This window comes from Archangium sp. Cb G35, from assembly GCF_001896145.1.
Classification (GTDB): domain Bacteria; phylum Myxococcota; class Myxococcia; order Myxococcales; family Myxococcaceae; genus Archangium; species Archangium violaceum.
Genome location: NZ_MPOI01000006.1, coordinates 170,827 through 185,247, shown reverse-complemented (window position 1 = coordinate 185,247; position 14,421 = coordinate 170,827). Strand labels below are relative to the sequence as shown.

The 14,421-nt window shown below is 70.0% G+C and carries 11 protein-coding genes; 6 read left to right on the top strand and 5 right to left on the bottom strand.

The window, feature by feature from the left end:
- The first annotated feature begins 34 nt into the window (after positions 1 to 34).
- Positions 35 to 562, top strand: coding sequence for a YkgJ family cysteine cluster protein (locus BO221_RS19535; RefSeq protein ID WP_073561999.1), 528 nt, complete (start codon positions 35 to 37; stop codon positions 560 to 562).
- On the opposite strand, the gene BO221_RS19530 is transcribed toward BO221_RS19535, so the two are convergent.
- The 4 genes from BO221_RS19530 to BO221_RS19515 all read right to left on the bottom strand — a co-directional run bounded on the left by BO221_RS19530 (position 546) and on the right by BO221_RS19515 (position 4,056).
- Complete coding sequence (locus tag BO221_RS19530; RefSeq protein WP_043403660.1) at positions 546 to 965, bottom strand: CBS domain-containing protein; 420 nt, start codon at positions 963 to 965, stop codon at positions 546 to 548. The genes BO221_RS19535 and BO221_RS19530 overlap by 17 nt on opposite strands.
- Before the next feature lie 86 nt (positions 966 to 1,051).
- Positions 1,052 to 2,020, bottom strand: a complete 969-nt coding sequence (locus tag BO221_RS19525; protein ID WP_143195558.1) for an RNA polymerase factor sigma-32 — start codon at positions 2,018 to 2,020, stop codon at positions 1,052 to 1,054.
- 154 nt (positions 2,021 to 2,174) lie between these two features.
- Positions 2,175 to 2,570 (bottom strand): DoxX family protein, encoded by a 396-nt coding sequence (locus tag BO221_RS19520; RefSeq protein ID WP_073561998.1) that lies wholly within the window; start codon positions 2,568 to 2,570, stop codon positions 2,175 to 2,177.
- A gap of 1 nt (position 2,571) precedes the next feature.
- Complete coding sequence (locus BO221_RS19515; RefSeq protein ID WP_073561997.1) at positions 2,572 to 4,056, bottom strand: sigma-54 dependent transcriptional regulator; 1,485 nt, start codon at positions 4,054 to 4,056, stop codon at positions 2,572 to 2,574.
- Positions 4,057 to 4,495: 439 nt separating this feature from the next.
- Between BO221_RS19515 and BO221_RS19510 the strand changes: the two genes are divergently transcribed.
- Together BO221_RS19510 and BO221_RS19505 are read left to right on the top strand one after the other, a co-directional pair.
- Positions 4,496 to 11,668 (top strand): S8 family serine peptidase, encoded by a 7,173-nt coding sequence (locus tag BO221_RS19510; protein WP_233166161.1) that lies wholly within the window; start codon positions 4,496 to 4,498, stop codon positions 11,666 to 11,668.
- Positions 11,669 to 11,806: 138 nt separating this feature from the next.
- Positions 11,807 to 12,193 carry a hypothetical protein gene (locus BO221_RS19505; protein WP_073561995.1) on the top strand — a complete coding sequence of 129 codons (387 nt, stop codon included), beginning with the start codon at positions 11,807 to 11,809 and terminating at the stop codon, positions 12,191 to 12,193.
- 78 nt (positions 12,194 to 12,271) lie between these two features.
- Here the strand turns inward: BO221_RS19505 and BO221_RS19500 are convergent, their stop codons facing one another.
- Positions 12,272 to 12,493: a hypothetical protein gene (locus BO221_RS19500; RefSeq protein ID WP_073561994.1), complete on the bottom strand. Its 222-nt coding sequence runs from the start codon at positions 12,491 to 12,493 to the stop codon at positions 12,272 to 12,274.
- 301 nt (positions 12,494 to 12,794) lie between these two features.
- On the opposite strand from BO221_RS19500, the gene BO221_RS19495 reads away from it, so the two are divergent.
- The 3 genes from BO221_RS19495 to BO221_RS19485 are packed head-to-tail and all read left to right on the top strand — an operon-like array spanning position 12,795 to position 14,393.
- Positions 12,795 to 13,547: an OmpA family protein gene (locus BO221_RS19495; protein ID WP_073561993.1), complete on the top strand. Its 753-nt coding sequence runs from the start codon at positions 12,795 to 12,797 to the stop codon at positions 13,545 to 13,547.
- Between the two features lie 27 nt (positions 13,548 to 13,574).
- Positions 13,575 to 14,009 carry a chemotaxis protein CheW gene (locus BO221_RS19490; RefSeq protein WP_043403672.1) on the top strand — a complete coding sequence of 145 codons (435 nt, stop codon included), beginning with the start codon at positions 13,575 to 13,577 and terminating at the stop codon, positions 14,007 to 14,009.
- A 3-nt stretch (positions 14,010 to 14,012) separates the two neighbouring features.
- Positions 14,013 to 14,393, top strand: a complete 381-nt coding sequence (locus BO221_RS19485; RefSeq protein ID WP_073561992.1) for a protein CrdC — start codon at positions 14,013 to 14,015, stop codon at positions 14,391 to 14,393.
- Positions 14,394 to 14,421: the final 28 nt, after the last annotated feature.

The following is a 14,421-nucleotide window of genomic DNA, read 5'->3' as shown; positions in this document are numbered from 1 at the left end:
GTGGGAGCCTCCCGCCGCCGCGAGGTCCCCCGTCATGGAGCCACTCACCGAAGCGCAACGCAAGACACTGGAAGACCTCTACCGGCGCATCGACGAGCGTGTGTCCCCCATCACCGCGGCTCATGCCTGGTGGCCCTGCCGGAAGGGGTGCGACCACTGCTGCCGTCACCTGGCGGCGCCACTGCCCGTCACCCGGCTGGAGTGGACGTATCTCTGGGAGGGCTTCCAGGCCCTGCCTCCCGAGGCGCGGGCGGAGGTCCGGGCCCGCGTGGCCGGGCTGAAGGGCACGCAGCGGCCCTATACCTGCCCCTTCCTGGATCGCGAGTCTGGCGGCTGCCGGGTGTACGCGCATCGGCCCATGGCCTGCCGGACGTATGGCTTCTACATGAGCCGGGACCAGGGCAACTGGTGCCACTTCATCCGCGAGCTGCTGGAGAAGCACGGGGACGGGGACATCCTCTGGGGCAACCAGGAAGCCATGGAGGACACCCTGGCCCGGCTGAGCGGCGACACGCTGTCCATCTTCGACTGGTTCGACACCGCGCCTACTGAGGAGTGTTGAGCTCGCGGAGCACCTCGCCCGCGTGACGCGTCTCGCCCGGGATGGTGGCCAGGTCGTCCAGGCTGATGAGGCCCACCGGCTTCTTGTACGCGTCGAGCACCACCAGGCGCCGCACCGCCTTCTCCTCCATCAGGTGTTCGGCCTCGGAGAGGGGGGCGTCCGCGTCGCAGGTGATGACGGCATGGGTCATCGCCTCGCGCACCCGCGTCCGGTTCGGATCCTTGCCCGCGGCCGTCGCGCGCACGGTGATGTCCCGGTCCGTCAGCATTCCCACGAGCTGTTCTCCGTCCATGACGGGCAGCGCGCCGATACCGTACGAGCGCATCAGCTCGGCCGCCGCGCGGAGGGTGGCATCCGCCTCGATGGTCTCCAGGCCCTGGGTCATCAGTTCGCCGATGCGCATCCGCCGCCTCCTCGGGGCGCTCCGCGTCCCCATGTGTTCCCCGCTGCTCACGTGCCATTCCTCCGCCGCGTATAGGAAGGCCCGGCTCAGGCCGGTGCGTGCAGGCCGGCTCCGGTCCCGGCGCCCAGCCAGGTGAAGTCCGGCATGTGCTCGTGCAGGTACTGCCGCATGCTGGAGATGAGCCCGGCCTCCACCTGGCGCGCCCGCTCGCGGCTGACCCGGAAGTGATCTCCGATGGTCTGCAACGTCTCGGGCTCCTCGGCCAGGAGCCGGTGCTCCAGGATGTAGCGCTCGCGCTCGTCGTGCAGCGCATGGGCGAAGTCGTGGACCTTCGCCTGGAACCAGTGTGTGAGCTCCCGCCGTCCGAGCTCCTCGTCCACGTCCGGCTCGCCCGAGGGCAGTGCACGCGCCGGGGCGGGGCGTCCCGAGTCGTCCTCGGGCGCGGCCGCGTCCAGCCGCAGCTCGTCCTGGCGCAGCCGTTGATCCATCTCGACCACGTCTTCCTCGGGGACGCCCAACCGCGCGGCCAGCAGCCGGGGGCTCACCTCCCTGCCCGAGGCGAGCAGGCGGCCCTCCTCCTGCCGCATCCGGAAGAACAGCTTGCGCTGCACGTCCGTGGTCCCGAGCTTCACCAGCCGCCAGTTCTCCATGATGAAGCGCAGCAGGTAGGCGCGGATCCACCAGGCCGCGTAGGTACACAGCCGCACGCCTCGCTCGGGCTCGAAGCGCTCCACGGCGATGACGAGGCCCAGGTTGCCCTCCTGGATGAGGTCCATGAGGAGGAGGGGAGGGCGGTGGTGCTCGCGAGCCAGCTTCAACACCAGCCGGAGGTTCGAGGCCACCAGCCGGGCCTGGGCCTTGGGATCCCGGCGCTCGCGGAAGTGCCGGGCGAGCGCCGCTTCCTCCTCGCGGGACAGGAGGGGATGCCGCCGCACCTCTGCCAGCCACGTGTCGAGCAGCGCGCGATCATCGGGCGTCAGCGCCGCCCGGTGGTAGCGCTGCTGCTTCGATGACCGCGCCAGCCGGGCGGGGCGGAAGTGGGGGACCGGAAGCATTCGGGGACCTCGCGGCGGATCACAGACGATCTGGGACCGGTGACGCCGCGATGCAGCAAGCGTGCGAGGAATGGGCCTTCCGGAGAGGCGCCCGGCTGCCCGCAAATCCTGCATGCGTGCGGGCGGCCGGGTGCAGAACCTGCGGAGGTCCGCGTCAGGCTTTGCGGCCGCGCACCTTCGCGTCGAGGCTGTAGGGCCCACCGCCGACCAGCACGGCTGCGGCGAACACCGCCAGGTAGAGCAGCGCCAGCTCCATGCGCCCGAAGGGGTCCACGCGGTGGCGGTAGAGCGCCACCACCATGGTGAAGGCCGCGAAGGCCGCCGCCGGCCGGGTGAAGAGGCCCAGCGCCACGAGCAGCCCGCCCACCAGCTCCGCCAGCGCCGCGCACCAGGCGAAGAAGACAGGGAAGGGGAAGCCAAGCCCCGCTACGCCCTCGGCGAAGCGGCTGATGTCTCCCGTCACTTTTGGCAGACCATGTGCAAGCGCCAGCGTCAGGCCGAACACCACCCGCACCAGGGTCCAACCGATGGCGGCTCCATGCGTATTCATCTCAGCCCTCTCCTCCGCTGGTTCCCGCGTCCTTCTCCGCGCCGCGCCGCAGGCCCAATGCCTTCATTTTTTTATAAAAGTGACCGCGCTCCAGATCGAGCAGCCGCGCCGCCTCGGTGACGTTGTCTTGCGTGTGCGCGAGCGTGAACAGGATGATCTCCCGTTCGGCGTCCTCCACCTGCTCGCGGAAGGTCCGGTCCACGCGGGGCCGGAAGCCGCCGCCAGGCGCCGGGGCCGCGGGAGCCGCCGTGGGAATCGGAGGGGGAAGGGCTCGCGGCGCGGAGGCCTCGGCGGATGGAGCCGCGGACTGCGGCACCGTTCCCTTGCCCCGAGGCAGCAGCTCGGCGGCCTCCTGGCCCTGGACGACGGGGCCCTCGCAGAGGATGGCCAGCCGCTCCACCAGGTTGCGCAGCTCGCGCACGTTGCCCGGGTAGTCGTAGGCGGACATCACCGCCAGCGCCTCGGGGGACAGCGACAGCGGCCGGCGCCCGTTCTTCGTGCACGCCTCCTTCAGGAAGGCGTCGATCAGCGCCGGGAGATCCTCGCGCCGCTCGCGCAGGGGCGGCGAGTGAATCTGCACCACGTTGATGCGGTAGTAGAGGTCCTCGCGGAAGCGCCCGGCTTCGATTTCCTTCTCCAGGTTCTTGTTCGTCGCGGCGATGACGCGCACGTTCACCTTGAGGGTCTCCGCGCCGCCCACCCGCTCCAGCTCGCCCTCCTGCAGCACGCGCAGCAGCTTGGTCTGCATGGCCTGGGGCATGTCACCAATCTCATCGAGGAAGAGCGTGCCCTCGTGGGCCAGCTCGAACTTGCCGCGCCGCACGCTCACCGCGCCGGTGAAGGCTCCCTTCTCGTGGCCGAACAGCTCGCTCTCGATGAGCTCGTGTGGCACCGCCGCGCAGTTGAGCTTCACGAAGGGCCCGCTCTTCCGCTTGGAATTCTGGTGCAGCGCCCGGGCGATGAGCTCCTTGCCGGTGCCGTTCTCACCGGTGATGAGCACCCGGCCCTCCGAGGGCGCCGTGCGCTGGATGAGCGAGAAGATGCGCTGCATGGCCGGGCCGCTGCCCACCATGTCGTAGCGGCCCACCTCCGCGCGCAGGGCCTGCAACTCCTCGAGCATCGCCTGCTGCTTGAGCGCGTTGCGCAGCGCCACCAGCAGCCTGTCTCGCGCGATGGGCTTCTCCAGGAAGTCGCGCGCGCCCAGCTGCGTGGCCTTCACCGCCGTGTCGATGGTGCCGTGCCCGGACATCATGATGACGGGCAGCTCCGGCTTGAGCTCCATCAACCGGGCCAGGGCCGTCAGCCCGTCCATGTCCGGCATCTTCACGTCCATCAGCACCGCGTCCACCGGGCGCGCGGACACCACGTCCAGGGCCACCTGGCCGCTGGCCGCCAGCTCCGTGCGGTAGCCCGCCAGCTGCAGCGACGTCTGGAGCGTCAGGAGGATGTTCTTCTCGTCATCGACGATGAGCACGGTGGAAGGCATGTCGAAGCACCTTGGGGCAGGGGCCACTGTGGCCGCCGGGCCGCACCGTTCCGGAAATCCGCCGTTCGTTCAAGCATCAAGCGTCGCGGGGGTTCTTGGCTTCTGAGAACGTGGCACTGCTCGCGACGCCTGGCTGCCGGGCAGCTTCTCGCAACGGTTATCTTTGAGTGTTCAATGGATTGAACGTCAATCAAAGCCTTGCAATGTCCGCTTCTTGTCAGTTTCAGGGGGAGTGTGATATTTCATCAGACACCGGTGGTGGGTAGCGGGCGTGTGAACTCCGGCGTTCAAGGGGACGCGCCGACAGCGGAGCAGCCACCGGTCTTCACCGGGCGGAGCCACGGCAGCGGGCGTGGGCCGCTCGTCTTCAAGGGGTAGAACAATGAAGGAATCGGCGTACCGGACGGCCGGTATGCGCGCTCGTGGTGTATCCACGAGAGTGCTGGGAGTCGCATGGCTCACGACGGCGCTGGCGTGTGGAGGCTCGGGGAACGAGCCCGGACAGCGGCTTGAGGGCTACCGTTCAGAGGCGCCGTTCCACAAGGTGCAGCTCAGCGCGCAGCAGGCGGCCGCGCTGGAGAAGCAGGGCGCCAAGGTGCTCGGGGACTACGGCACCTTCAAGCTGGTGCAGGTGGACGACGCCACGCTGAAGTCGTTGCCCGCGACGCCGGACGTGGAGCTGCGCGATGACTACGATCACATCCTGTTGAACGCGGGGGTGATCGACACCGCGTCCGCGAGCGCGCAGTCCCTGCGGGGCATGCGGAAGCAGGTGGCCACCAGCGGCAAGCGCTTCCACCTGGTGCACTTCTCCGGCCCGGTGCGTGCCGAGTGGCTTGAGGAGCTGGCGGCCACGGGCGTCAAGGTGGTGACGTACGTCCCCAACAACGCCTACCTCGTCTATGGAGATTCCGCCGCGCTGGGCAGCCTGCAGCGGCACATTACCGCCTCCCGGACCATCCAGTGGGACGGCGAGTACCTGGACGACTACAAGCTGCACCCCACCGTCCGGACGATCGACACGCCCACCTACGCCATCCAGCTCATCAAGGATGACGAGGCGAACAGCGCGACGCTGGCGCTCATCCGCGGGCTGCAGTCGCGCGAGGGCGTCGTCCAGGAGGCGATGGACTACGTGAACGTGGTGGCCTGGGTGGACCAGGCGGCGCTCAATCAGATCGTCCAGCGCCCGGACGTGCTGTCCATCCAGCCGCGCCCGCAGCGCAAGAAGTTCGACGAGCGGCAGAACATGATCCTCGCCGGGCAGATCACCGGCAACGGACCGGCGGGGCCGGGCTACCTGGCGTGGCTGGCGTCCAAGGGGTTCACCCAGGCGCAGTTCACCGCATCCGGCTTCGGCGTGGACGTGAGTGACAGCGGCCTGGACAACGGCACGGGGCTGCCCAACCACTTCGGCCTGTACGTCAGCGGGGATGTCAACGCGGCCAGCCGCGTCGTCTACGCCCGGCTGGAGGGCTCGGCGAACTCGGGCAGCACCATCCAGGGCTGCGATGGCCACGGCACCCTGAATGCCCACATCGTGGCGGGTTTCTCCAACCAGACCGCGGCGCCCTACACGGACACCAGCGGCTTCACCCACGGCCTGGGCGTGGCGCCCTTCGTGAAGGTGGGCTCCTCGGTGGTGTTCGATCCGGGCAGCTTCACGGATCCGGACTACGAGGATCTGCAGTCGCGCGCGTACCGGGACGGCATGCGCATCAGCTCCAACAGTTGGGGCGCCGCCTCCGATCTGTACGACGCGGACGCGCAGCGGTACGACGCGCTGGTGCGCGACGCGCAGCCCACGGGCTCGGCGGTGCCGAACGCGGGCAACCAGGAGATGTTCATCGCCTTCGCGGCGGGCAACGACGGCCCCACCGTGGGCTCCATCGGCACCCCCGCCACGGCGAAGAACGTCATGAGCGTGGGCGCCTCGGAGAACGTCCGGCCCTTTGGGGGTTCGGATGGTTGCAGCACCCCGGACAGCGAGGCGAACAGCCTCTATGACGTGGCGTCCTTCTCCAGCCGCGGCCCCACCGCCGACGGCCGCAAGAAGCCGGACATCCAGGCCCCGGGTACGCACATCGGAGGTGGCGTGGCCCAGGCGGCGGGTCAGCGCGCCACCACGCCAGGCAACCCCAATGGCGCGGCGCTCTCCTGCTTCGATGGGACCGGCGTCTGCGGTGGCGTTGGCTCCAACCTCTACTTCCCGACGGGCCAGCAGTGGTACTCGGCCTCCTCCGGCACCAGCCACTCCACGCCCGCGGTGGCGGGAGCGGCGGCGCTCGTCCGCCAGTACTTCATCAACCAGGGCGGCACTCCGCCCAGCCCGGCGATGACGAAGGCCTTCCTGATGGGCTCCACCCGCTACATGACGGGCACGGGGGCCAACGACTCGCTCTACTCCAACAACCAGGGCACCGGTCTGATGGATCTGGGCATGGCGTTCGACGGGGTCGGGCGCCTGCTGGATGACCAGCGCCCGGAGAACCTCCTGCGCACCACCGGTGAGACGCGGATCTTCTCCAGCCGGGTGGGTGATGCGACGAAGCCCTTCCGCGTGACGCTGGCGTGGACGGACGCCCCGGGCTCCACCACCGGCAGTGCCTGGAAGAACAACCTGGACCTCACCGTGACGGTGGGCGGCAACACGTACAAGGGCAACGTCTTCACCGGCGGCACGTCCGTCACCGGTGGCAGCGCGGATGCCCAGAACAACGTGGAGAGCGTCTTCCTGCCGGCGGGCACCACGGGGCCCGTCACCGTGACGGTGACGGCCACCAACCTCAACTCGGACGGCGTGCCCAACAACGGCGTGGCGGTGGATCAGGACTTCGCGCTCGTCGTCTACAACGCCTGCGCCACCCCGGGTGGCACGCTTGCCGGCGTGACGGCCGCTCCGGGTGGCACTGGTGCCATCGACGTGAGCTGGACGCCCAATGGCTCGGCTTCCTACAACGTCTACCGCTCCACCACGCGGGGCGGGCCCTATACGCGCGTGGGCACCGTGGCGGCACCGCCGTTCACGGACACCGGCCTGTCTGGCGGGACGACGTACCACTACGTGGTGCGTGCGGTGGAGTGCGCCGAGTCTCCGGACTCCAACGAGGCCTCCGTGACGGCCACGGGCGTGTGCACGCTGCCGCCCACGTTCGCGGGTCTCACCTCCGTCAACAACGGCGCCTCCAGCACCTGCGCCAACACCCTGGCCTGGTCCGCGGGCTCGCCCATCTGCGGTGGCACCCTCGGCTACTCGGTGTACCGGAGCACCACGCCGGGCTTCACTCCCTCGGCGGCCAACCGGATCGCCACCGGGGTGACGGGCACCACGTTCTCGGATGACCTGAACCTGACGCACGGCACGCCGTACTACTACGTGGTGCGCGCCACCGAGACGAGCACGGCCACGTTCGAGGAGACGAACACGGCCCAGCTGGGGGCCTCGCCCACCGGCGCCGTGTCTCCGGGTGTTCGCTACTTCGATGACTTCGACGCCAACCGTCCGGCCAGCGCGTCCGCGTACTGGATTCCCACGGTCACCACCGGCAGCGCGGCCAGCATGAAGATCTTCTCCGGCTGCCACTACCAGTCGGCGACGAACGCGTACCGGATGGCCTCGACCGGCACCACGTGCGGCGGCACCTATTCCACCAACCAGCAGCTCGTGCTGGTGCTGGGTGGCAACGGCTCGGTGTCGGCGGACATCAACGGCTTCTCCATCCCCTCCACTCCCCGCAGCCCGGAGATGACGTTCAACGTCTGGTACAACCTCGAGTCCCGGTACGACGGTGCCTGGCTCGTCTACAGCACCACGGGGGCGAGCGGTCCGTGGACCGCGGTGTCCGACACGGTGTCGTCGACGCAGCCCTACGTCTCGGCGGGTGGCTACGACAACGTGCTCAGCAGCAGCACGACGACGCGCATCTGGACCTACCAGAGCCTCAACGCCAACGGTGCGCTCAAGCCGGTCACCGTCAACCTGTCCGCGCTCGCCGGGCAGAAGGTGTGGTTCGGGTTCCGCTTCCACAGTGACAACACCGGTAACTACGAGGGCTTCTACGTGGATGACGTCCGCATCACGGCGGACTCGGCGGCCACCTGCACCACGAACACGCCGCCGCCGGGACCGGCCGTGGCCTACAGGGTGACCGGGCTGCCTGCCACGGTGGCCGTGGGCACGGAGTCGTCCATGACCGTGTCGGCGGTGGACGCCGTGGGCGTGGTGGCCAGCGGCTACAATGGCAGCGCGGCGCTCACCAGCTCGGATTCCCGGGCGGTGATGCCCTCCACCGCGAACTTCACCGCGGGCGTGGCGAGCGGTATCCCCGTTGCCTTCGGCACCGTGGGCGCGCAGTCCGTCACCGCGACGGACACGGCGAGCCCGGGTCTGACCGCCAGTGCCAGCACCACCGTCACCGTGGGCCCTCCGACCCGCCTGGTCTTCACCATCCAGCCCTCCTCGGTGGCGGCCGGTGCTTCCATCGCGCCCCCCGTGAGGGTGGGCCTGTTGGATGCGTACGGCAACACGGTGTCCACGGGCACGACCAGCGTCACCATTGCCATTGGCGACAACGCGGGCGGTGGCACGCTGTCCGGCACCACGACGTCGGCCATGAGCAGCGGAGTGGCCATGTTCGGCAACCTGTCCATCGACAAGGTGGGCACGGGCTACACGTTGACGGCCAGCGCCACCGGCCTCACCGGCGCCACCAGCTCGACCTTCAACATCACCCCGGCCGCGGCGAACAAGCTGGCCTTCGTGACCCAGCCTTCCACCGTGGGGGCGGGCGCGACCATCGATCCCGCGGTGCAGGTGGCCATCCAGGACCGGTTCGGCAACGTGACCACCTCCACGGCGAACGTCGTCCTCGCGCTGAGCGCCAGCCCTGGCGGCGCCACGCTCTCAGGCACCACCACGGTGGCGGCGGTGAAGGGGGTGGCCACCTTCTCGAACCTGTCGCTCAACAAGATGGGGACCGGGAACAGGCTGACGGCGACGTCGGGCTCGTTCACCAGCGCGAGCAGTGAGTTGTTCGAGGTGACGCCCGGTGCTCCGTACCGCGCCCTCATCACCCGGCAGCCTTCCGACGTGGCGGTGGGTGCGCCCATCTCCCCGGCGGTGGAGGTCTCCCTGTATGACCGGCTCGGCAACCTGGCGACGCAGTCCAACTCGCCCGTCTCGGTGTCGCTGTCCTACAACGCCAGCGGCGGCGCCCTGGGTGGCACCACCACCGTGGACGCGGTGAATGGTGTGGCCACCTTCGATGCCCTGACGGTGACCCGCCCCGGCGTCAACTACACGCTGCAGGCGGGCGGCAGCGGGCTCTTCCTGGACACCAGCGTGGGCTTCAACGTGAGCGCGGGTGCTCCGGCCCGGCTGGCGTTCCGCGCGCCTCCGGCCAACGCGGTGGCGGGCGCGGCGCTCGCTCTCGTGACGGTGGAGCTCCAGGACCTGGAGGGCAACCTCAACACCGGCTCGACGGCGGAGGTGACGCTGTCCCTGGGTGGTCCGGCGGGCGGCTCGCTCGGCGGCACCACCACGGTGACGGCCGTCAACGGCGTGGCCACCTTCCCGTCGCTCTTCATCCGCAGGGCGGCCCTGGGCTACACGCTGAGCGCGAACGCCACGGGCCTGACGGGGGCCACCAGCCGCGCCTTCGACATCGCTCCGGGCGCGGTGGCGGCACTGGCCTTCTCCGTCCAGCCGGCCAACGTGGCGGCGGGCACGGCCTTCGCCCCGGCGGTGAAGGTCTCCATCCAGGACGAGTACGGCAACGTCGTGGCGAGCGCCCATGACGAGGTCACCCTGTCCCTGGCGAGCAACCCGGAGGGTGCCACGCTGGCGGGCACGATGAAGGCGGCGGCCGTCAACGGCGTGGCCTCCTTCAACGACCTGGCCGTCAACCGGGTGGGCTCGGGCTTCACGCTGGTCGCTGCCTCGGGCTCGCTCTCGGGAGCCACGAGCGCGGCGTTCGACGTGGAGGCCGGCAAGTCTTCCCGGCTGGTCTTCCGGACGGCCCCGGCCCACACCCCGGCGGGCGCGGTCCTCGCCCCGGTCGAGGTGGAGATCCGCGATGCCTTCGGCAACCCGGTGGCGGCGGCGGACAGCATCACCCTGACGCTCCAGGGCGGCACGGGTGCCACGCTGGGCGGCACCACCACGGTGACGGCGAGCGGCGGTGTGGCGGCCTTCAATGACCTGACCATCACCCGGGCGGCGGCGGGCTACCGGCTGCTGGCGCACGCGGAGGGTCTGGTGGACGTCACCAGCGGCACGTTCGATGTCTCGCCCGGTGCGGCGGCGGCGCTGGCCTTCTCGGTCCAGCCCGGTGCCACCCAGGCGGGTGCCGCGATCGGCCCGGCGATCCGGGTGTCCATCCTGGATGCCTTCGGCAACGTCGTCACGGGGGCGTCGGACATCATCACGCTCTCCCTGGGCTCCAACCCGGGCAGTGCGACGCTGACGGGCACCACCGCGGTGGCGGCCGTCAACGGCGTGGCCACCTTCACGGACCTGTCGCTCGACCGCTCCGCCCGGGGCTACACGCTCCAGGCGAGCATGGCCTCGCTGTCCTCGGTGACGAGCTCGGCGTTCGAGGTCTCCACCGGGGCTCTGGCGCGCCTGGTCTTCCGCGGCATTCAGGCCCGGGTCGTGGCGGGTGTCCCGCTGGATCCCATCGAGGTGGAGCTCCAGGACGCCCTGGGCAACGTGCTCACGAACAGCACGGCCCAGGTGTCGCTGAGCCTCGGGGCGAACCCGGCGGCGGACATGCTGCGCGGCGCGGCTCCGGTGTCCGCGGTGAACGGCGTGGCGAAGTTCGAGGGCGTGTCCCTGCGCAAGGCCGGCTTCGGCTACACGCTGGTGGCGAGCGCCCAGGGCTTCACGGGTGGGACCACCACGGGGTTCGTGGTGACGCCGGGCCCGGCGGCCGGCTACGCGCTGACGCTCCCGGCGAGTGTCACCGCGGGCCAGGAAGTGACGTTCTCCGCCACGGCGTACGACATGCATGGCAACGTGGCCACCCCCTACGCGGGTGCGGTCCGGGTGACGAGCTCGGACGCGGCGGGAGTCCTCCCGGCCAACGCGGCCTTCGTGGACGGGGTGCTCTCCGGCCTGAAGGTGACGTTCATGTCCTCGGGCCTGAGGACGCTCACCCTGACGGACGCCGAGCAGGATCGCCTGAACGGTGTCGCGCAGACCAACGTCACGCCCTTCGCACAGCCCACCGTGGCGGTGACGGAGCCGGCGGGTGGTACGGAGGTGTCCGGTGAGGTCCGCATCACCGCCGTGGGTGCGGTGGCCGCGGGCACCACGCCGGCCCGGCTCTCCATCCTGGTGGATGGCCAGGTGATCGCCACCGGCACGGAGGCGACGCTGACGGCGGCCTGGGACAGCTCCAAGGTGGCGGGTGGCACGGCGCACACGGTGACGGCCGTGTTCTCCGACAGCGCGGGCAACGTGGTGGGCTCCGCTCCGGTGGGCATCACCGTGAAGGCCGAGCGTTGCGGCTGCGGCGCCACCTCGGGCGCGGACGCGAGCCTGTACCTGGGGCTGTTCGCCCTGGCGCGGTACGTGTCCCTGCGGCGGCGTCAGACGCGCAAGGCCGCCTGAGGGGTGAAGCCGGGACCGGGCCGGGTGGGGCGGTGCGCTCCGCCCGGTTGCTGAAGAGACGAGCCGGTTGACTGGAACGCGCGGGTGTGGGGCACTCCCCACCCGCGCGTTCTTCTTTTGAAGGCGAGGAGGTGTGGCATGGCGTTGCTGACAGCTCAGATGGGGGCGTGGGCGGTGATGTTGCTGATGGGCTCGGGCGGCGGGGCGGAGGAGGAGGGTGGCTCGAAGTTGAAGCAGCGGGCGGAGACGCTCGCGAGCGAGGCTCGGGCGCTGGCCAATCCGCGCGGGTGCGAGAAGGTGGAGGAGTGCGAGATGGCGGGGTTCGGCCACAAGCCCTGCGGCGGGCCGCGCGAGTACATCGCCTGGTGCTCGCGGACGACGGACGCGAAGACGCTGCGGACCCGGCTCGAGGCGCTCGAGAAGGCGGAGAAGGCGTGGCAGGAGGAGGCGGGGCTCAAGTCCAACTGTGGACTGACGCGCCAGCCGCGGCTCCGGTGGACGGACGGGGTATGCCTCGCCCGGTAGCGTGAAACGCGGCCCACGCCGCACCGGTGCTCACCGGAGGGCGTGGGCCAGGGTGCCGGGGAAGTTCCTCCGGCCCGCTCACTTGTCGGTCGCGTCCTCGGCCTTGTCGCCCGCCTTCTCGACGGCGTCGCCGGCCTTGTCCGCCGCGTCCTCGGCCTTGTCGCCCGCCTTCTCGGCCGCGTCCTCCGTCTTCTCCGCGGCGCGCTCCGCGTCCTGCTTGGCGCCCTCCTTCGTGTGGCTGCAGCCCACTCCCGCCAACAGGGTTCCCAGCGCTACGGCGAGCAGTGCCTTCCTCGTCATATCCCCTCCTGGTGTGGGGCTCCGGCCCTTGGCCGCCGGAACCTCGTGACGAGGAGGAAGGTACGGACCCTTCGCGTTCCGCACAGGGAGTTGAAAGCAAGTGGGCCGCCCGGCGGGACGCAGGGCGGGCGGCCAGGCGCGACCCCCTTGAATTTCCTTGTCCTATCAAGGGCTTCGAAGCCGGGTGCAACCTTCCAGAAGGGACAAAAGCCTTTGACTCCACGTTCCGGTGCGGGCTAGACGCGGACGGCTCGTATCAGGTGTGACTCGTCCTTGGGACGTCCTTTTTTTTGGAGGAGAAATGCGTCGGATTTCGATGGTCGCGGGGCTCGCCCTCGCTGTGACGGTGCTGGCCGGCTGCCCGCCGACCTACCCCAAGTGCAACAGCGATGAGACCTGCCAGGAGAAGGGCGAGGTCTGCGTGAACGGCTCCTGCCAGGAGTGTGCTTCCGACGCCAACTGCAAGGAGGGCTTCGCGTGCCAGGAGAACAAGTGCGTTCCCAAGGGCCCCGAGTGCTCGCGCGATGAGCAGTGCACGGGCGGGAAGATCTGCGAGGCCGGCAAGTGCGCCGAGCCGCAGTGCACCTCCAAGGACCAGTGCCAGGGCGCCCAGGAGTGCCAGAAGGGCCGCTGCGCGCTGCCGCCGGGCGCCTGCAACTCCAACACCGACTGCGGTGGGGACCAGGAGTGCAAGGAGAACAAGTGCGTGGCCGTCGCCCAGAAGGCCGAGTGCAACTATGAGCCGCTGCGCTTCGGCTTCAACGAGTCCACCCTGCCCACCGAGGCCCAGAGCCAGCTGAGCGAGCTGGCCCAGTGCATCAAGGACTCGGGCGCCCGCATCGAGCTCGGCGGGCATGCGGACGAGCGTGGCACCGAGGAGTACAACCTCCAGCTGTCCCAGAAGCGCGCCGCCTCGGTCAAGAAGTACCTGGTGGACCTGGGCGTGCCGGCCAGCCAGCTGAAGACGGTGGGTTACGGCGAGAACAAGCCGGTCGAGCAGGGCGCCACGGAGGAGTCCTGGGCGGCCAACCGTCGCGTCGAGTTCGTGCGCTAGCCGTCCTTGAGGTAGGCTGCGCGCGAAATGGCCTCGACCGAGACCGAGACGCGACAGTCCTACCTCGTATTCGCCTGTGGCAGCAGCTGGTACGCCGTACCAGCTGAGTGCGCGGCGGAAGTCGTCAGCTTTCCGGAGTTGACGCGGGTGCCCGGAGCCCCCGGGCACTTGTTGGGAGTCTTCGCTCACCGCGGGGAGGTCATCCCCGTGGTGGACATGAGCACGCTGGTGTCCGGGGAGAGCGAGCCCACTCGCCGCGCCGTGCTGGTGCGGCTGACGCGGGGCACCCTGGCCCTCACGGCCAGCCGGGTGGCCGGCGTGTCCCAGGTGGATGGACGCCTGGAGCCCCTGGGCGCCAACGGGGTGCACCTCCACCTGCGCGGGCCCGCACGCAGCGCCCAGCGCGACGTGGCGGTCATCGATCCCGAGGGTCTGTTCGATCACCTCAGCCAGGGAAGCTGAGCCATGGCCACGGGCAGCCGCAGCATCACCGGCATGCTCCTGTGCCGGGCGGGCGACCACCGGGTGGCGTTCTCCGCGCACGAGGTGGCCACCATCGAATCGCCGAGCACCTTCGGGGGCCAGGCCGGTGCGGCGTGCCAGGCCTTCGGTTCGTCCACCGCGGCCGAGCGCATCCTCGTGGCCGCCTCGGGTGAGGCGGTCGGCGTGGACGCGCTGGAGATCGACTCCGAGCCGTTCGCCCTGCTGCCGGCGCCGGCGCTGCTGGAGCGGGTGGCGGGTGGCAGCCTGCGCGGTTTCGTCCAGGTGCGTGGCGCGCTGTGGCCGTTGATGTCGTTGGTTGACTTCGGGCGTTTCCTGGCGCCCTCCGCCCGGGAGGCCGCGTGAGCGCTTTGGAGGGATTGAAGGGGACGGT

Coding starts and splice junctions, on each gene's coding strand:
- BO221_RS19535 (WP_073561999.1), top strand. CDS start 35: ATGGAGCCACTCACCGAAGCGCAACGCAAGACACTGGAAGACCTCTAC.
- BO221_RS19530 (WP_043403660.1), bottom strand. CDS start 965: ATGCGCATCGGCGAACTGATGACCCAGGGCCTGGAGACCATCGAGGCG.
- BO221_RS19525 (WP_143195558.1), bottom strand. CDS start 2,020: ATGCTTCCGGTCCCCCACTTCCGCCCCGCCCGGCTGGCGCGGTCATCG.
- BO221_RS19520 (WP_073561998.1), bottom strand. CDS start 2,570: ATGAATACGCATGGAGCCGCCATCGGTTGGACCCTGGTGCGGGTGGTG.
- BO221_RS19515 (WP_073561997.1), bottom strand. CDS start 4,056: ATGCCTTCCACCGTGCTCATCGTCGATGACGAGAAGAACATCCTCCTG.
- BO221_RS19505 (WP_073561995.1), top strand. CDS start 11,807: ATGGCGTTGCTGACAGCTCAGATGGGGGCGTGGGCGGTGATGTTGCTG.
- BO221_RS19500 (WP_073561994.1), bottom strand. CDS start 12,493: ATGACGAGGAAGGCACTGCTCGCCGTAGCGCTGGGAACCCTGTTGGCG.
- BO221_RS19495 (WP_073561993.1), top strand. CDS start 12,795: ATGCGTCGGATTTCGATGGTCGCGGGGCTCGCCCTCGCTGTGACGGTG.
- BO221_RS19490 (WP_043403672.1), top strand. CDS start 13,575: ATGGCCTCGACCGAGACCGAGACGCGACAGTCCTACCTCGTATTCGCC.
- BO221_RS19485 (WP_073561992.1), top strand. CDS start 14,013: ATGGCCACGGGCAGCCGCAGCATCACCGGCATGCTCCTGTGCCGGGCG.